Source organism: Micromonospora globbae (assembly GCF_003610785.1).
Classification (GTDB): Bacteria; Actinomycetota; Actinomycetes; order Mycobacteriales; family Micromonosporaceae; genus Micromonospora; species Micromonospora globbae.
The window spans coordinates 184,124-201,037 of record NZ_RAQQ01000008.1 but is presented as its reverse complement, the minus strand read 5'-3'; the positions used below and the strand labels follow the sequence as shown (position 1 = coordinate 201,037).

Sequence of the window (16,914 nt, the reverse complement as noted above, 5' to 3'; positions counted from 1 at the left end):
GCGTCGACCCCGCGGCCTTCGAGGCCTTCTACCGGCGGCACGTGGAGGCGGTGGGCCGGTTCGGGCGCGGCGGGTCCGGTCGGACATCGCGGCCGGCTCCCGCGCGGTCGGCGCCTCGCCGGCGCGTTCGGGCTCTTCGAGCTGCTCGCGCGGGAGCCGGGAGCGGTCGTCATCTCCGGCGACGGGGAAGACGATCGGGCCGCCGCACCTTAAGGGTGCGGCGGCCCGTCGCGCGTGCCGGCGTCAGGAGCCGGGCGTGTTGTCGGCCTGCTTCGTGGTGGCCTTCAGGTAGTCGCGGTTGAGGCGGCCGATGGTGTTCAGCGGGATGCCCTTCGGGCAGGCCACCGTGCACTCGCCGGCGTTGGTGCAGCCGCCGAAGCCGGCCTCGTCGTGCGCCTCCACCATGCCGATCACCCGGGTGTAGCGCTCCGGCTGGCCCTGCGGCAGCAGCGAGAGCTGGGTGACCTTCGCGGCGGTGAAGAGCATGCCGGAGCCGTTGGGGCAGGCGGCCACGCAGGCGCCGCAGCCGATGCAGGCCGCCGCCTCGAAGGCGGCGTCCGCGTTGGCCTTGGCGACCGGCACCGAGTGTGCCTCCGGGGCGCTGCCGGTCGGCGCGGTGATGTAGCCGCCGGCGGCGATGATCTTGTCGAAGGCGCTCCGGTTGACCACCAGGTCCTTGATGACCGGGAAGGCCTGCGCCCGCCACGGCTCGATGTCGATGGTGTCGCCGTCGGAGAACTGCCGCATGTGCAGCTGGCAGGTGGTGGTGCCGCGCTGGGGACCGTGCGCCACGCCGTTGATCATCATGCCGCACATGCCGCAGATGCCCTCGCGGCAGTCGTGGTCGAACGCCACCGGCTCCTCTCCGGCGAGGATGAGGCGCTCGTTGAGCACGTCGAGCATCTCCAGGAACGACATGTCCGGGGACACGTCGTCGACCTGGTAGGTCACCATCCGACCCTTGTCCTCGGGGCCGGACTGGCGCCAGATGCGCAGGGTCAGGTTCACTTGTAGCTCCGCTGCGTGGGGTGGACGTATTCGAACTTCAGGTCTTCCTTGTGCAGCACCGACGGCTTCCCGGTGCCGGTGAACTCCCAGGCCGCCACGTACGAGAAGTTCTCGTCGTCGCGCTGGGCCTCACCGTCCTCCGTCTGGTGCTCGGCCCGGAAGTGGCCGCCGCAGGACTCCTCGCGGTGCAGGGCGTCGATGCACATCAGCTCGGCCAGCTCGAAGAAGTCGGCCACCCGGCCGGCCTTCTCCAGCGACTGGTTGAGCCCGTCGCCGTCGCCGAGCACGCGGACGCGCTGCCAGAACTGGTCGCGCAGCGCGCGGATCTCGTCGATCGCCTTGCGCAGGCCGGCTTCGCTGCGCTCCATGCCGCAGTGGTCCCACATGATCTGGCCCAGCTCGCGGTGGAACGAGTCGACGGTGCGGTCACCGTTGACGGCGAGCAGCCGCTGGATGCGGTCCTCCACGTCACGGCGGGCCTCGACGGCCGCCGGGTGGCTCGCGTCGAGCTTCTCGAACGGGCCGGCGGCCAGGTAGTTGGCGATGGTGTTCGGCAGCACGAAGTAGCCGTCGGCCAGGCCCTGCATGAGCGCGGACGCGCCGAGCCGGTTGGCGCCGTGGTCGGAGAAGTTCGCCTCGCCGATCACGAACAGCCCGGGGATGGTCGACTGGAGGTCGTAGTCGACCCAGAGCCCGCCCATCGTGTAGTGCACCGCGGGGTAGATCCGCATCGGCACCTCGTACGGGTCCTCGCCGGTGATCCGCTCGTACATCTCGAAGAGGTTGCCGTACTTGGCCTCGATGGCCTTGCGGCCCAGCCGGGAGATGGCGTCGGCGAAGTCGAGGTAGACGCCGAGGCCACCCGGGCCCACGCCTCGACCCTGGTCGCAGACGGCCTTCGCAGCGCGGGAGGCGATGTCGCGGGGCACCAGGTTGCCGAAGGAGGGGTAGATGCGCTCGAGGTAGTAGTCCCGCTCGTCCTCGGGGATGTCCCGCGGGGCGCGGTCGTCGCCCTTGGCCTTCGGCACCCACACCCGGCCGTCGTTGCGCAGCGACTCGCTCATCAGGGTCAGCTTCGACTGGTGGTCGCCGGAGACCGGGATGCAGGTCGGGTGGATCTGGGTGAAGCAGGGGTTGGCGAAGTACGCGCCCTTGCGGTGCGCCCGCCAGGTGGCGGTGACGTTGCAGCCCTTGGCGTTGGTCGAGAGGTAGAAGACGTTGCCGTAGCCGCCGGAGGCGAGCACCACCGCGTCGGCGAACTCGGTCGTGATCTCACCGGTGACCAGGTCGCGGACCACGATGCCGCGGGCCCGCCCGTCGACGACGATGAGCTCCAGCATCTCGTGGCGGGCGTTCATCTCCACGTTGCCGAGGCCGACCTGCCGCTCCAGGGCCTGGTACGCGCCGAGCAGCAGCTGCTGACCCGTCTGACCCCGCGCGTAGAAGGTGCGCTGCACCTGCGCGCCGCCGAAGGAGCGGGTGTCGAGCAGGCCGCCGTACTCGCGGGCGAACGGCACGCCCTGGGCCACGCACTGGTCGATGATGTTGACGGACACCTCGGCGAGCCGGTGCACGTTCGATTCCCGGGAGCGGAAGTCGCCGCCCTTGACGGTGTCGTAGAAGAGCCGGTGCACCGAGTCGCCGTCGTTGCGGTAGTTCTTGGCGGCGTTGATGCCGCCCTGGGCGGCGATCGAGTGCGCCCGGCGTGGGCTGTCCTGGTAGCAGTAGGACTTGACCTTGTAGCCCTGCTCGGCGAGCGTGGCGGCGGCCGAGCCGCCGGCCAGGCCGGTGCCGACCACGATCACGGTCATCTTCCGGCGGTTGGCCGGGTTGACGAGCTTGGCCTCGAAGCGGCGACGTTCCCAGCGGGTCTCGATCGGGCCGTCGGGAGCCTTGGTGTCGGCGATCGGGTCGCCCTCGATGTAGAGATCCATGTCAGGACACCAATCCGGTGAGTACGGCGAACGGGACCACCAGGAAGCCGGCGCTGAGCGCGACGGCGAAGACCAGCGCGGCGGCCCGCGCCCGGGCCTCGCCCCGCGGGGTCTGCTGGCCGAGGCTGCGGAACGCGCTGAACGCGCCGTGCCGCAGGTGGAACCCGAGGGCGACGATCGCCAGCGTGTAGAAGAGCGTGACGTACCAGCGCTCCGGCGCGAAGTCGGCGACGACGTTGCTGTAGGGCTTGCTCGGGTCGCCGACCGGGTTCAGGTGACCGGTGGTCAGGTCCAGGAGGTGGTAGATCACGAAGAGCAGGATGATGACCCCGCCCCAGCGCATCGTGCGGGCCGCGTAGCTGCCCTGGACCTTCGGGCGGTGCGCGTACCGGACGGGGCGGGCGGCGCGCGAGCGGCGCGCGAGCACGGTGGCGGCGGCGATGTGCGCCAGGACGGCGACCGTCAGCACGCCGCGCTGGATCCAGAGGAACCAGACGCCCGGCAGCACCGGCTTGCCGATGTCCCGCAACCAGTGCGCGTAGTGGTCGAACGAGGTCGCCCCCGTGAAGACCTTGAGGTTGCCGAGCATGTGCGCGATGAGGAACAGCACCAGGATGATGCCCGTCACCGCCATGACGGCCTTGAGGCCGACGTTGGAGCGGATGGGCGACCGTGTTCTCGTCGTGACTACCACACGGCCGACGCTAGGAGCAGATTGATCAGTCGTCCAATGCATCGACCTCGCAGCCTTGATAGCCGTAAGCTATGAGGATGCAGCTGCATCAGCTGAGGTACTTCGTGGCGGTCGCAGAAGTACGACATTTCACCCAAGCCGCCGACATCGTCGGCATAACCCAGCCCTCGTTGAGTAAGCAAATTCACGCTCTGGAGGCCGACCTCGGCGCCCCGCTCTTCGAACGGGTAAGGGGCAACATCGCCCTCACGGCCGCCGGCGAGGTGCTGCTGCCGTTGGCCAAGCGGATCCTCGCCGACGTCGACACGGCCACCCGCGAGGTGCAGGAGCTGGTCGGCCTGCGCCGCGGGCGGGTCCGCCTGGGCGCCACCCCGAGCCTCGCCACCTCCCTCGCCCCGCCGGTGCTGCGCCGGTTCCGCGACGCCCATCCCGCCGTCGACCTGCGGGTGGAGGAGGGCGGCTCGCAGGACCTGGTGCGCGACCTGCTCCGGGGCGACCTGGACCTGGCGCTGATCATCATGCCGGCGCAGGGGCCCGACCCCGGGCTGCGCGCCGACCCGATCCTGCGGGAGAGCCTCGTGGTCGCCTCGCTGGAGGAGCTACCGGCCACCACCCCCGGCGGGGAACTGCGCATCACCGACCTGCGGGACCGGCCCATGGTGATGTTCCGGGAGGGCTACGACCTACGCGACGCGACGATCCAGGCCTGCCGCGCCGCGGGCTTCGAGCCGACGTTCGCCGTCGACGGCGGCGAGATGGACGCCGTGCTGAGCTTCGTCGAGGCCGGGCTGGGCGTCGCGCTGGTGCCCGGCATCGTGGTCGCGCGCCGCCCGCGCGTCCGCGTCACCCGGCTGGCCCCGCCCGGCGTGACCCGGACCATCGCGGTCGCCCGGCGCAGGGACGTCGTGCCCACCAACGCCGGCCGGGAGCTGCGCCGGATCCTCCTGGAGTACGTGCGCGACGCCACCGCCGACGGCGAGCTGCCGCCCGGCGTCGAACCACTCTGACCGGTCAGCGACCCTCGGCCTCGTCCATCGCCCGGTAGATGCGCTGCTCCGACACGGGGTACGGGGTGCCGAGCGCCTGGGCGAACACGTTCACCCGCAGCTCCTCGATCATCCAGCGGATCTGCCGGGCCGTCGCCGACCGCCGCCGCGCCGGTGGCAGCGCCGCGAGCATCTCCTGGTACTCCTTCTGCACCACGGCGATGCGGTCCTGCTGCTGCTTGTCGCGCTGCGGGTTGCCGGGCAGCCGGTCCAGGCGCCGCTCGATCGCGGTGAGGTAGCGCAGCAGGTCCGGCAGGCGGGCGTACCCGGCCTCGGTGACGAACCCGGCGTGCACGAGGCCGGTGAGCTGGTTGCGGATGTCGGCCAGGGCGGCCACCACGGCCAGGTTCTTCGTGGCGCCGAGCCGCTGCTCCACCGCGTACGCCGCGGCGAGCACCCGGCGTACCCGCTCCATCACCTCGACCACGGTGTCGACCAGGTCGGCGCGGACCCGCTCCCGCAGGGCGGCGAAACCGTCGGCGTCCCAGGCCGGGCCGCCCGCGTCGGCGATCAGCTTGTCGATGGCCGCGCCGGTCGCGTCCTCGATGAGCGCCTGCACCCCGCCGTGCGGGTTGCGCGACAGCGCCAGCTTCGCCTCGTTCGACAGCCGCCCCTGCAGGAACGTCGCCGGGGACGGGACAGTGAGCCGCAGCAGCCGCCGCGTGCCCGCCCAGTGGGCCGCCTCCGCCTCCTCCGCCGAGTCGAAGACCCGTACGCCGACCGTGGCGCCCTCGTCGACCAGCGCCGGGTACGCGGTCACCGCGTACCCCGCGCGGACCTGCTCGATGGTCCGGGGGAGCGTGCCGATGCTCCACTCGCGCAGCCCGGTGCGGGCCACGTCCGGCGCGGCGGCCGCCACCACCTGGCGTACCTCCGCCTTGAGCTGCCGTTGCAGCGCCGGCAGGTCCTTGCCCTCGGCGACCGGCCGGTCGTCCTCCCCGAGCACCCGGAACGTCACCCGCAGGTGCGCCGGGAGCTTCGTGAGGTCCCAGGCGTCGCGCGGCACGGTGACCCCGGTCATCCGGCGCAGTTGCCGGGTCAGCGCGTCCAGCAGCGGCTCCTCGCCGGCCGGCATCGCGGCGAGCGCCGCCCGCGCGTAGTCGGGCACCGGCACGAAGTTGCGGCGCAGCGCCTTGGGTAGCGAGCGGATCAGCGCGATCACCAGTTCCTCGCGCAGCCCCGGCACCTGCCAGTCGAAGCTCTCCGCCGGCACCTGGTTGAGCAGCGGCAGCGGGATGTCCACCGTGACGCCGTCGGTCGGGGTGCCCGGCTCGAACCGGTACGTGAGCGGCAGCGCCACGCCGTCGGCCCGCCACTCGTCCGGGTAGTCGGCCTCGTCGACCCCGCCCCGACCCGCGTTGACCAGCAGCTCCCGGGTGAAGGTGAGCAGGTCGGGTCGGTCGCGGCGGGCCTTCTTCCACCAGGCGTCGAAGTGGCGTCCGGAGACCACGTCGGCCGGGATGCGGGCGTCGTAGAAGTCGAAGATGGTCTGGTCGTCGACGAGGATGTCCCGGCGGCGGGCGCGGTTCTCCAGCTCCTCGATCTCGGCCAGCAGCCGCTGGTTGTCCTGCCAGAACTGGTGGTGGGTCTGCCAGTCGCCCTCGACCAGCGCGTGCCGGATGAACAGCTCGCGGCTCAACGCCGGGTCGATGCGCCCGAAGTTCACCTTGCGCGAGGTGACCAGCGGGATGCCGTAGAGCGTGACCTTCTCGTACGCCATCACGGCCGCCTGCTTCTTCTCCCAGTGCGGCTCGCTGTAGCTGCGCTTGACGAGGTGCTGGGCGAGCGGCTCGACCCACTCCGGCTCGACCCGGCCGGCGATCCGGCCCCACAGCCGGGAGGTCTCCACCAGCTCGGCGGCCATCACCCAGCGGGGCGGCTTGCGGAACAGCGCCGAGCCGGGGAAGAGCGCGAACTTCGCGCCGCGGGCACCCAGGTACTCGTTCTTCTGCGGGTCCTTGAGCCCCACGTGGGAGAGCAGGCCGGCCAGCAGCGACTGGTGCACCCGCGCGGTGTCGATCTCCTCCGGCAGGTCCGCGCCGACCCCGCGCCGGCCGTCACCGCCGGGCCGGCCGTCACCGTCGGCGCCGCGCCGGCCCTCCCCGCGGCCCGGTCGCCCGCCGCCGGCCGGTTCGGGCGTACGCAGCACCTGGCGCAGCTGGCTCACGATGTCCTGCCACTCGCGCACCCGCAGGTAGTTGAGGTACTCGGCCTTGCACATGCGTCGGAAGGCGCTGGAGGACAGGGCCCGTTGCTGCTCGCGCAGGTAGCGCCACAGGTTGAGCAGCGCCACGAAGTCCGACTCGCGGTCGGTGAACCGGGCGTGCGCCTGGTCGGCCTGGGCCTGCCGGTCGGCCGGCCGCTCCCGCGGATCCTGGATCGACAGCGCCGCGGCGATGACCATGACCTCGGTGGCGCAGCCGTTGCGCTCGCCCTCGACCACCATCCGGGCCAGCCGGGGGTCGACCGGAAGCTGCGCCAGCCGCCGCCCCAGCGAGGTGAGGCGCTTCGCCGGGTCGGTCTCGGTCGGGTCGAGGGCGCCCAGCTCGTGCAGCAGGTTGACGCCGTCGGTGATGTTCCGCCGGTCCGGCGGGTCGATGAACGGGAACGCCGCGATGTCGCCGAGCCCGATCGCGGTCATCTGGAGGATCACCGACGCGAGGTTCGTCCGCAGGATCTCCGGGTCGGTGAACTCCGGACGGGAGAGGAAGTCCTGCTCGTCGTAGAGGCGGATGCAGATGCCGTCGGAGGTGCGGCCACAGCGTCCCTTGCGCTGGTTGGCCGACGCCTGCGAGATCGGCTCGATCGGCAGCCGCTGCACCTTCAGCCGGTTGCTGTAGCGGGAGATGCGGGCGGTGCCCGCGTCCACCACGTACTTGATGCCGGGAACGGTCAGCGACGTCTCCGCCACGTTGGTCGCCAGCACGACCCGCCGCCCGCGGTGCGGGGCGAACACCCGGTGCTGTTCGGCGGTGGAGAGGCGGGCGTACAGCGGCAGGATCTCGGTGCCACGCAGCGCCGGCTTCTTCTCCACCAGCCGGCCCAGCGCCTCGGCGGTGTCGCGGATCTCCCGCTCGCCGCTGAGGAAGACCAGGATGTCGCCGGGGCCCTCGGCGGCCAGCTCCTCGACGGCGTCGCCGATCGCCTGGATCTGGTCGCGGACGTTCTCCTCGTCCCCGTCGTCCTCCTCCGACCCGGTGACCTCGACCAGCGGCCGGTAACGCACCTCCACCGGGTAGGTCCGGCCGGACACCTCGACCACCGGCGCGGGGTTGCCCTCGGCGTCGGCGAAGTGCCGGGCGAACCGGTCGGTCTCGATGGTCGCCGAGGTGATGATCACCTTGAGGTCGGGACGGCGGGGGAGGAGCTGCTTCAGGTAGCCGAGGATGAAGTCGATGTTGAGGCTGCGCTCGTGGGCCTCGTCGACGATCAGCGTGTCGTACTGGCGCAGCATCCGGTCGGTCTGCAGCTCGGCGAGCAGGATGCCGTCGGTCATCAGCTTCACGAGGCTGCGCTCGCTCACCTGGTCGGTGAAGCGGACCTTGTAGCCGACGACGTCGCCCAGCTCGGTGCCGAGCTCCTGGGCGATCCGGTCGGCCACCGTACGCGCGGCCAGCCGGCGGGGCTGGGTGTGCCCGATGAGCCCGTGCACGCCGCGGCCCAGCTCCAGGCAGATCTTCGGCAGCTGGGTGGTCTTGCCGGAGCCGGTCTCCCCGGCCACGATGACCACCTGGTGGTCGCGGATGGCGGCGGCGAGGTCGTCCTTGCGTTCGCTCACCGGCAGGCCGGCCGGATAGGTGATCTCCGGCACCGCGGCCCGCCGTTGCGCCAGCCGCAGCTCGGCCCGGTCGACCTCGGCGGCGATCTCGGTGAGCGCCGCCGCCCGCCGCTCCGGGTCGCGCACCTTGCGGACGCCGTCCAGCCGCCGCTGGAGCCGGCGCTGATCGCGGAACATCAGGGAGGAGAGGCGGCGGTGCAGCTCCCGGACGGCGTCGGGCGCGGCAGGTGCGGCTGGATTCTGCATGTCGTGGCCAAGGATAGGCAGGCGCCGGCCGGAGCGCCCCCGGGTTACCGCCGCGGCCGATCGACTCACCGCGGCGCCCCGACCCGGCGCCCCGACGTCCCGGGACGTCGCGCGGGCGGCCCCGGCTAGAGTGGCGGCCGACCGGGCCGACCACGGGAGAGCGGATGACCATGCGGGACACCGACCGGGCGCTCGTGCAGGCCGCGACGGCCGTCGCGAAGCTGCGCTGCCGCGGCGACAACCACACGGTCGCCGCCGCCGCCCGGACCGCCGACGGCCGGGTCTTCACCGGCGTGAACGTCTACCACTTCACCGGCGGGCCCTGCGCCGAACTGGTGGTCATCGGCGCCGCCGCCACCCAGGGCGCGGGCGAGCTGGAGACCATCGTGGCGGTGGGCGACCGGGGCCGCGGGGTGATCCCGCCGTGCGGGCGCTGCCGGCAGGTGCTGCGGGAGTACTTCCCCTCGATCCGGGTGATCGTCGGCCCCATGGACGCGTTGCGGGTCGTCGGGATCGACGACCTGCTCCCCGAGACGTACGTCTGGGCGGATCACCAGATCGAGCCCACGCCCGGGCCCGTGCCCACGCCCCGGCCCGCCGACTGACCTGCGCTGGCGATCCCGCCGTCGTCCGGGGCGGCTTCTGCCCTTCGGCCGCGGTGGTCCGGGGGCGGCTGTCGTCCGGGGGCGACTGCCGTCCGGGGGCCCTGCCGTCCGGGACGCCGTTGTCCGAGCCGCGCTGTCGGCCGGCGCGGTCCGGCCGGCCGGCTCCGCCGCGGCGCGGCGCAGGTCAGTCCTCGGGGCCGCCCACCGGCCCGTCGGGGCGCGCCCCCGGTAGCTGGTCGTCCGGCCGCGACGAGCGGCGCCGTCGCAGGCCGACGCCCGCGGCGACCGCGAGGCCGACCGCCCCGAGCGCGATCTTGAAGCCCACCGTGCCGAGGGCGAGGTGACCGAGGGCGCTCACGGCGGTCCCGGCCCACCATTCGGGGTCGAGGAAGCGGCCCCGGTCGGCGCGGTACTCCCAGTCGCGCGCCCACCAGCCGAGCGCCACCAGCGCCAGCGCCGCCGCCCCGGCCAGCAGCGCGGCCGCGGCGTACCGCCGGCCGTTCGTGTGCCCACCCATGACCGGGACGATAACGGTGCCCCGCACCCCGCCGGTCAGTCGCCGGCCGCCGCCTCCAGCAACGACCGCGGAACCGGCACGCCCTCGTAGCGGACGTTCCCCTCGGGCACCATCCAGCTCACCACGTGCACCTCGAGCTGGCCGGCACGCACGGCGGGATCGTTGTGATAAAGCTCGCGGGCCATGTCGCGGTGCACGGAGAGCACGACGAGACCGCGCAGCCGGGCGTCGTCGGTGTCCACGAACGGCCCCGCGGCGAGGACCAGACCCTGCTCGACCAGCCCCGCCTGGTGGGCGAGGTGCGCGTCCCGCAGCCGGTCGGCCGCGTCCCGGGGCAGCTCCGGGGCGTTCGACGGCCGGGCCAGGAGGACGACCGTGTGCTGGTCGAATCGCATGCCCCCACCCTAGGGTCGCGGGTCGCCGCCGGTACGGCGTTCGCGACCGCGACGAGGAGGGCCGGGTCGATGGACGGCCGCCGCGCAGGTCCGCCCCGGCGGGTCGGATAAGGTAAGGCGAACCTAAGCGCGTACCCGGGGAAGATTCGTGACCACCCTCGTCAGCCGGCCGGCCCTCGCCGGTCCCCGCACCAGCGCCCGCGGTGGCCGCCGGCTCGCGGTCACCCTCGCGGCAGCGCTGGTGCTGCTGCTCACCGTGCTGGCGAGCTTCGCCCTCGGCAGCCGGTCGCTCCCCGTCGACCAGGTGTGGCACGCGATCGTCGCCCCCGACGGCGGCGAGGCGAGCACGATCGTGCGGGAACTGCGGCTGCCGCGTACCGCTCTGGGGCTCGCCGTCGGTGTGGCGCTCGCCGTGGCCGGCGTGCTCCTCCAGGCCCTCACCCGCAACCCGCTGGCCGAGCCGCGCATCCTCGGCATCAGCGCCGGCGCGTCGTTCGGCGTGGTGCTGGCCATCTCCGTCTTCGGCGTCGGCACGCTCGCCGGCTACGTCTGGTTCGGCATCGGCGGCGCCGTCCTCGCCGGGCTGCTGGTCTTCGCCGTGGCCGCCCGCGCCCGGGAGGGCGCGAGCCCCGTCACGCTCGCGCTGGTCGGCGCCGCGCTCGACGCCAGTCTCGCCTCCGTGGTGTACGCGCTGCTCAGCATCGACGCCCGCACCTTCGAGGAGTACCGCTTCTGGGTGGTCGGCGGGCTCACCGGGCGCGACGTGTCGGTGGCCGTGCAGGTGCTGCCGTTCGTGCTCGCCGGCCTCGTGCTGGCCGCCCTGGTCGCCCGCGGCCTCGACGCGCTCGCGCTCGGCGACGACGTGGCGCGCGGCCTCGGCCACCGGATCGGGCTGGTCCGTCTCGGCGGCGGGGCGGCCGCGGTGCTGCTCACCGGGGCGGCCGTGGCCGCCGCCGGCCCCATCGCCTTCGTCGGACTCGCGGTGCCGCACCTGGCCCGGGCCCTCGTCGGCGCCGACCACCGGTGGACGCTCGCCGTGTCGGCGCTGCTCGGCCCGGCGCTGCTGCTCGGCGCCGACATCGTCGGCCGGCTGGTCGATCCGCCCGGCGAGATACCGGCCGGCATCATCACCGCGCTGATCGGCGCGCCCCTGCTCGCCGTCCTGGTGCGCCGCGCGAAGGTGGTGACCGCGTGAGCGCCCCCGACACGGTCACCGGGCCGGCCGCCGCGTCGGGCGTCGCCGCCCGCCTGCCGGGCCGCACGCTGCTGCGCGTCGGCGGAGCGAGCGTGCAGGTCCGCCGCCGCTCGGTGCTGGTCGCCGCCGTACTCGTCGTGCTGCTGGCGGTCGCCGGTGTGCTCAGCCTCTCCCTCGGCACCCCGTACGTCGCCCCGGCCGACGTGCTGCACGCGCTCTCCGGCGCCGGCACCCCGTACGACCTGGTCGTCTTCGACCTGCGGATGCCGCGGCTGGTGCTCGCGGCGGTGGCCGGCGCGGCGTTCGGCGTGGCCGGCACGCTCATCCAGAGCGTGGCGCGCAACCCCCTCGCGAGCCCGGACGTCATCGGCATCACCCAGGGCGCGGGACTCGCCGCGACCGTGGCGCTCACCGGTGGCGCGGCCGCCGTGCTGGTGGGCCCGGCGGCACTGGCCGGCGGGCTGCTCGCCGCGGCCGTCGTGCTCGCCCTCGGCGCCCGGCACGGGCTGGCCGCGCAGCGGTTCGTGCTGGCCGGCGTGGCGGTGGCGTTCGCGTTCCGCGCGCTCACCGAGATCGTGATGCTCACCGCCGACCCGATCGACGGCCTGCGCGCGCAGATCTGGCTGATCGGCACCCTGGCCGGCAAGGGCTGGGGCGAGACGGCCTGGATCGCCGGGACGCTGCTCGTGCTCCTGCCGGTGCTGGCCTGGGCGGGGTGGGCGCTGAACAGCAGCGCGCTCGACGACGACACCGCGAGGGGCATCGGCCTGCGCCCGGTGGCGCGCCGGATCGGGCTCGCCGGCACCGGCGTGCTCGTCGCCGCGATGGTCACCGCCCAGGTCGGCGCGGTCGACTTCGTGGCGCTCGTGGCACCGCAGGTGGCCCGCCGGCTGGTCCGGGCCGAACGGCCGCCGATGGTCTGCGCCGCGCTGCTCGGCGCCCTGCTGCTGGTGCTGGCCGATCTCGCCGGGCGGCGGCTGTTCGCGCCGACCCAACTGCCGGCCGGTGTGCTGACCGCGGCCATCGGCGGCCCGTACCTCATGTACCTGCTGTTGCGGGGCCGCCGGAGGTCGTCGTGACCACCCGTACCCGCCCCTGTTCGCCGACCACCCTTCGGGAGGCATGATGCTCTCCACCCGCGACCTGGTCGCCGGCTACGACGAGCGGACCGTGCTGGACGGGCTGGACCTGGAGCTGCCCGCCGACGCGTTCACCGTGATCGTCGGGCCGAACGCGTGCGGCAAGTCGACCCTGCTGCGCACGCTGGCCCGGCTCCTCGCCCCCCGCCGCGGCACGGTGCTGCTGGACGGCACGGCCATCCGGGAACTGCCCACCCGGGAGGTGGCCCGCCGACTCGCGGTGCTTCCGCAGAGCCCGCTGGTGCCCGAGGGCGTCACCGTGGCCGACCTGGTCGGGCGGGGACGCCAGCCGTACCAGCGCTGGTGGCGGCAGTGGTCGGAGCAGGACAGCGCCGCCGTGGAGCGCGCCATGACGCTGGCCGACGTCGCGGGGCTCGCCGACCGGCCGGTGGACACCCTCTCCGGCGGCCAGCGGCAGCGGGTGTGGATCGCCATGACCCTCGCCCAGGACACCGAGGCGCTGCTGCTGGACGAACCGACCACGTTCCTCGACCTGGCCCACCAGGTGGAGGTGCTGGACCTGCTGCACCGGCTGCGCGCCGAGCGGGGCCGCACGGTCGTCGCCGTGCTGCACGACCTCAACCAGGCCGCGCGGTACGCCGACCACCTCGTCGCGATGCGGGCCGGCGCCGTGGTGGCCGCCGGGCCGCCGCGCGAGATCCTCACCGCGGACCTGGTCCGCGAGGTGTTCGGGCTCGACTGTGTGGTCGTGCCCTGCCCGGTCACCGGCGCTCCGCTCGTGGTGCCCGCCCTGACCAGCCCCACCCTGGCCGGTCCGTCCCGCGCGTCCGGCGGGTCTGCCGCCTCCGGCGGGTCTGCCGCCCCCGGCGGGTCTGCCGCGTCCGCCGCCTCCGGCGGTGGGCCCGGTGCCGCCGGCGCCGCGTCGGTCGGCGGTGGGTCCGCCGCCACGCCGGCCGCTGGTGCGTCGGTCGGGGGTCCGTCCGGCGCCGCCGTCGGCTCCGGCACCACGTCAACCGCCGGGTCCGCCGGCGCCACTCCGGCCGCGGGCGACACCGCGCTCGCCGGCTCGTACCCTTCGGAAGGAATCTGATGCGTCGTCGTCTCGTCGCGGTCCTCACCGCGGCCGTCGCCCTCGGCGTCGGGCTCACCGCCTGCGGTGAGAGCGACCCGGTCGCCGGCACCACCGGTGGGGACACCGTGGAGATCACCCACGCCATGGGCACCACCAAGGTGCCCGCCCACCCCCAGCGCGTCGTCGTGCTGGACACGGACAAGATCGACACCGCGCTGTCGCTCGGTGTCACCCCGGTCGGCGCCGCCGTGGCCGGCGAGGCCCGGAGCTGGCCGACGTACTTCGGCGAGGACAAGCTCGCCGGCATCAAGGAGGTCGGGGTGCTCACCGAGCCCGACCTGGAGGCGATCAACGCGCTGAAGCCCGACCTGATCCTGGGCAGCAAGTTCCGCCAGGAGAAGTTCTACGACGAGCTGTCCGCCATCGCGCCGACGGTCTTCACGGAGAAGGTCGGGATCACCTGGAAGGAGAACTTCCTCCTCGACGGCAAGGCGCTCGGCAAGGAGCAGGAGGCGAAGGACCTGCTCGCCGCGTACGAGGCTCGGGCCAAGGAGTTCGGCGCCAAGCTCGGCGACGCCGCCTCCCGCAAGGTGTCGATCGTCCGGTTCATGCCCGGCAACATCCGCGTCTACGGCCCGGAGTCCTTCTCCGGGATCGTCATCGGGGACACCGGGCTGGGCCGCCCCGAGCGCCAGATGCTCGCCAACAAGGACGACAAGCGCTTCGACCTGGTGAGCCCCGAGCGGGTCGGCGAGGTCGACGGTGACGTCATCTTCGTGACGGCGTACGGCGAGAAGGCCGCCGCCGAGCAGGCCAAGGTGACGGCGGGCAGCCTCTGGAAGAACCTGTCGGCGGTGAAGGCGAACAAGGCGCACGTCGTGTCCGACGAGGTCTGGATGACCGGCATCGGCGTCGGCGCCGCCAACAAGATCCTCGACGACCTGGAGAAGTACCTGTCCGCGTAAGCCAGTGCCGCCGCAACGGCCGTGCCGCCGCGACGGCCGTGCCGCCGCGACGGCCGTGCCGCCGCGACGCGCGGCCGCACGCGACGCGCGTGCCGTCGCGACGCGCGGGCCCGACTCGGGTCGCGCGATGATCGCGCTGGATCCGTGACGTAGTGGCCTCCCGACGATCGGGAGGCCACTACTTCCGTGTTGGGGCGCGATCGTGGCCCCTCAGGCCCGGCCACGCGGGCCGCGGGCGCGCAGGGCGGCCCGGACCTCCGCCACGAAGCCGGGAAAGTCGTCCCGGAGGCGTCGGGCGGTCAGGTGCAGGACGATCCAGTCCTCGCCGAGGAGCCGGTTGAGGCGCCGGCGGTCCCGGTGGAACTGCTCCGGGTCGTCGTGCCAGAACCCGTCGTACTCGACGGCGACCTTGAACTCGGGCCACGCGAGGTCGAGGCGTGCCACGAACCTGCCGTCACGCTCGACCACGAACTGGGTGACCGGCCGGGGCAGCCCGGCGAGCACCAGCCGGACGCGGGTGCGCGACTCCTGCGGCGACTCCGCCCCGGCGTCGGCCAGGTCCACGGCGCGGAGCAGCGCACGCCAGCCCCGCCGCCCCGCCCGTGCCAGGGCGTACTCCCGCAGTGCCGTGACGTCGGTGAGTCGACGGGCGAGCAGGCCGTCGACGACGACCACCGCCTCCACGGGGTCGAGCCAGCGGGCGACGTCCCAGCACGTACGGGCCGGTGAGGTGACGAGGAGCCCGGCGCGGTCGACGACGTCCTCCGGGTCGAGCACACCGTGGTGCACGCGCAGCCCCGCCATCGGGCCCCTGCGGGAGCCTGGACGGGTGCTGTCGGGCCGCCCCGACGGGTGTTGGGGCGATCCGGGGCCGGTGACCGTGTCGATCGGCACGAGCACGTCGATCGGCTGATCCGGCGGTACGGTCCCCACCCCGTGGAGGGCCGCCGCGGACCGGCCGGCGATCGCCGTGCCGGGTGGGGTCAGCCAACGCCCGACCGCGAGGCACCTCGTCCGGTGCGTGACGGTGACCTGCGTGTCGGCGTAGACGTCGCGAAAGAGCGGCCGCCAGGCCGAGCTGCGCAGATCGTTGCGGCTCAGCAGCCCCCGGGATACGGCGGCGGAGCCGCGGAAGATCCGGCCGCGCAGCTGGGGTGGACGGCGAGGGGACTTCGGCATGCCGTACAGGCTGGCGGATGACCGGGCCGCCCCGCTGCCCCTGTGGACAACCCCTCAAGATCGCGCTGCAACACGAAAGTAGTGGCCTCCCGAGCTGCGGGAGGCCACTACTTCCCGCATCAAGCGTGATCTTGCAGGGCGGCGGCGGGCGCGGCCGCCCGGCGGTCCGCGGCCCGGCCGCCCGCCGGCGGGCGCCGCCCGGCGGCGGTCGGCGGCGGTCGGGCCGGCTCGGCGTTCGTCAGGCGGCGGTGCTCCAGAGGGCGCGGAAGGCGGCCGCCTCGCCGGCGAGCCAGCGTTCGACCTGGTCGGCCTTGACGCCCTCGGGCATCCGGTGCGCCTGGCCGCGCCGGACGTCCACGAGGACCGGCTCGGCGTGCGGGAGCACCGCGTCCATGTGGCGGGCCATGAGGTGCAGGGTGGCGAGCACCGCCTCCTCGCTCGGCGGGGTCTCGTCGAAGTGCAGTCGGACCGCCTCGGCGCGCCCGTCGGCGTAGCGTACGCCGAAGTGGGGGTTGATCTTGACGGGCAGGTCGCCGAGCATCGCGAGGGCGTCGCGGGTCTGGGCCAGGTCGACCGAGGTCGGCTCGCCGAGGGAGCGGAGCCAGGCCGTCGCGCCGGGCACCAGCGCCTGGTAGAGCGGGCGCCAGCGGGGCTTGACCTGCTCGGCCACCTGGTCGAGGTGGGTGCCGCCGGTGTGGAAGGCGATGTCGGCCTTGAGCGCCTTCACGAACTGGCCGTGCGGGTTGAAGCCGGAACGGCTGGCCCGCTGCTTGCGGAGGCCACCCACGAAGGTGGCCTTCGTGGGGCCGGTGCGGTCGACGTAGCGGGTGAAGCCGAGGAGGGTGGCGTAGGGCGTGAGGGGGGCGGAGGCGGGCGCGGTCACGGTCGTCCTCCCAGGTCAGGAGCGCGATTAGTACATACATTCTAATCGGCGGGTATGACATCGCCCAGCGCCCGAGAGGGCTCCCCGAGAGCCGGTCCGCCCCGCTCGACCCCGCCCCCGTGAGGGCCAGCTCCGCGAGGGCCAACTCCGCGAGGGTCGGCTCCATCGACCCCGGTCGGACCGGCCGACCGCGGCTGGCCCGCGCGGCACCGGACACGGACGCCGGTCGACGGTGCTGGTCCGGATGCCGACCGGGCGTCGGTCAGGATTGTGACAACGGATGATCATGGTCGATGG

At 73.7% G+C, this 16,914-nt stretch carries 13 protein-coding genes and 1 pseudogene; 6 read left to right on the top strand and 8 right to left on the bottom strand.

What is annotated here, in order from left to right:
- Positions 1-243: 243 nt before the first annotated feature.
- The 3 genes from D7I43_RS13525 to D7I43_RS13515 are packed head-to-tail and all read right to left on the bottom strand — an operon-like array spanning position 244 to position 3,636.
- Positions 244-1,008 carry a succinate dehydrogenase/fumarate reductase iron-sulfur subunit gene (locus D7I43_RS13525; protein ID WP_120328826.1) on the bottom strand — a complete coding sequence of 255 codons (765 nt, stop codon included), beginning with the start codon at positions 1,006-1,008 and terminating at the stop codon, positions 244-246.
- Positions 1,005-2,942 (bottom strand): fumarate reductase/succinate dehydrogenase flavoprotein subunit, encoded by a 1,938-nt coding sequence (locus tag D7I43_RS13520; RefSeq protein WP_120328825.1) that lies wholly within the window; start codon positions 2,940-2,942, stop codon positions 1,005-1,007. The genes D7I43_RS13525 and D7I43_RS13520 overlap by 4 nt, the downstream gene beginning before the upstream one ends.
- A 1-nt stretch (position 2,943) precedes the next feature.
- On the bottom strand, positions 2,944-3,636 hold the full coding sequence (locus D7I43_RS13515; protein WP_275670837.1) for a succinate dehydrogenase cytochrome b subunit: 693 nt from the start codon (positions 3,634-3,636) through the stop codon (positions 2,944-2,946).
- Positions 3,637-3,707: 71 nt separating this feature from the next.
- On the opposite strand from D7I43_RS13515, the gene D7I43_RS13510 reads away from it, so the two are divergent.
- Positions 3,708-4,643 carry a LysR family transcriptional regulator gene (locus tag D7I43_RS13510; RefSeq protein ID WP_120328823.1) on the top strand — a complete coding sequence of 312 codons (936 nt, stop codon included), beginning with the start codon at positions 3,708-3,710 and terminating at the stop codon, positions 4,641-4,643.
- A 4-nt stretch (positions 4,644-4,647) separates the two neighbouring features.
- On the opposite strand, the gene hrpA is transcribed toward D7I43_RS13510, so the two are convergent.
- Positions 4,648-8,706 carry an ATP-dependent RNA helicase HrpA gene (gene hrpA, locus D7I43_RS13505; RefSeq protein WP_120328822.1) on the bottom strand — a complete coding sequence of 1,353 codons (4,059 nt, stop codon included), beginning with the start codon at positions 8,704-8,706 and terminating at the stop codon, positions 4,648-4,650.
- A 164-nt stretch (positions 8,707-8,870) separates the two neighbouring features.
- On the opposite strand from hrpA, the gene D7I43_RS13500 reads away from it, so the two are divergent.
- Positions 8,871-9,311 (top strand): cytidine deaminase family protein, encoded by a 441-nt coding sequence (locus tag D7I43_RS13500; RefSeq protein WP_120328821.1) that lies wholly within the window; start codon positions 8,871-8,873, stop codon positions 9,309-9,311.
- A gap of 184 nt (positions 9,312-9,495) precedes the next feature.
- Here D7I43_RS13500 and D7I43_RS13495 read toward each other — a convergent pair whose 3' ends face one another.
- Complete coding sequence (locus D7I43_RS13495) at positions 9,496-9,828, bottom strand: hypothetical protein (protein ID WP_120328820.1); 333 nt, start codon at positions 9,826-9,828, stop codon at positions 9,496-9,498.
- A 35-nt stretch (positions 9,829-9,863) separates the two neighbouring features.
- Positions 9,864-10,223, bottom strand: a complete 360-nt coding sequence (locus D7I43_RS13490) for a YciI family protein (RefSeq protein ID WP_120328819.1) — start codon at positions 10,221-10,223, stop codon at positions 9,864-9,866.
- A gap of 148 nt (positions 10,224-10,371) precedes the next feature.
- Between D7I43_RS13490 and D7I43_RS13485 the strand changes: the two genes are divergently transcribed.
- The 4 genes and pseudogenes from D7I43_RS13485 (at position 10,372) to D7I43_RS13470 (ending at position 14,555) form a co-directional block, all read left to right on the top strand.
- The gene (locus D7I43_RS13485) at positions 10,372-11,418 is read left to right on the top strand and encodes a FecCD family ABC transporter permease (RefSeq protein ID WP_120328818.1); all 1,047 of its coding nucleotides are present in this window, start codon (positions 10,372-10,374) and stop codon (positions 11,416-11,418) included.
- Entirely contained in the window at positions 11,415-12,497 is a 1,083-nt protein-coding gene (locus D7I43_RS13480) for a FecCD family ABC transporter permease (protein WP_240032941.1), read from the top strand. The genes D7I43_RS13485 and D7I43_RS13480 overlap by 4 nt, the downstream gene beginning before the upstream one ends.
- Positions 12,498-12,540: 43 nt before the next feature.
- A pseudogene (locus D7I43_RS13475) lies at positions 12,541-13,422 on the top strand (ABC transporter ATP-binding protein); the annotation flags it as partial.
- A 185-nt stretch (positions 13,423-13,607) separates the two neighbouring features.
- A complete protein-coding gene (locus D7I43_RS13470; RefSeq protein WP_120328817.1) occupies positions 13,608-14,555 on the top strand; it encodes an ABC transporter substrate-binding protein in 948 nt (315 codons plus the stop codon).
- Between the two features lie 210 nt (positions 14,556-14,765).
- Here the strand turns inward: D7I43_RS13470 and D7I43_RS13465 are convergent, their stop codons facing one another.
- On the bottom strand, positions 14,766-15,734 hold the full coding sequence (locus D7I43_RS13465; protein WP_120328816.1) for a hypothetical protein: 969 nt from the start codon (positions 15,732-15,734) through the stop codon (positions 14,766-14,768).
- Positions 15,735-15,972: 238 nt separating this feature from the next.
- Positions 15,973-16,617 carry a hypothetical protein gene (locus D7I43_RS13460; RefSeq protein ID WP_120328815.1) on the bottom strand — a complete coding sequence of 215 codons (645 nt, stop codon included), beginning with the start codon at positions 16,615-16,617 and terminating at the stop codon, positions 15,973-15,975.
- Between the last annotated feature and the right edge of the window lie 297 nt (positions 16,618-16,914).

Bases quoted from the DNA above. Each gene is read 5' to 3' on its own strand.
- D7I43_RS13490 (WP_120328819.1), bottom strand. From the start codon at position 10,223: ATGCGATTCGACCAGCACACGGTCGTCCTCCTGGCCCGGCCGTCGAAC.
- D7I43_RS13500 (WP_120328821.1), top strand. From the start codon at position 8,871: ATGACCATGCGGGACACCGACCGGGCGCTCGTGCAGGCCGCGACGGCC.
- D7I43_RS13510 (WP_120328823.1), top strand. From the start codon at position 3,708: ATGAGGATGCAGCTGCATCAGCTGAGGTACTTCGTGGCGGTCGCAGAA.
- hrpA (WP_120328822.1), bottom strand. From the start codon at position 8,706: ATGCAGAATCCAGCCGCACCTGCCGCGCCCGACGCCGTCCGGGAGCTG.
- D7I43_RS13495 (WP_120328820.1), bottom strand. From the start codon at position 9,828: ATGGGTGGGCACACGAACGGCCGGCGGTACGCCGCGGCCGCGCTGCTG.
- D7I43_RS13470 (WP_120328817.1), top strand. From the start codon at position 13,608: ATGCGTCGTCGTCTCGTCGCGGTCCTCACCGCGGCCGTCGCCCTCGGC.
- D7I43_RS13520 (WP_120328825.1), bottom strand. From the start codon at position 2,942: ATGGATCTCTACATCGAGGGCGACCCGATCGCCGACACCAAGGCTCCC.
- D7I43_RS13465 (WP_120328816.1), bottom strand. From the start codon at position 15,734: ATGCCGAAGTCCCCTCGCCGTCCACCCCAGCTGCGCGGCCGGATCTTC.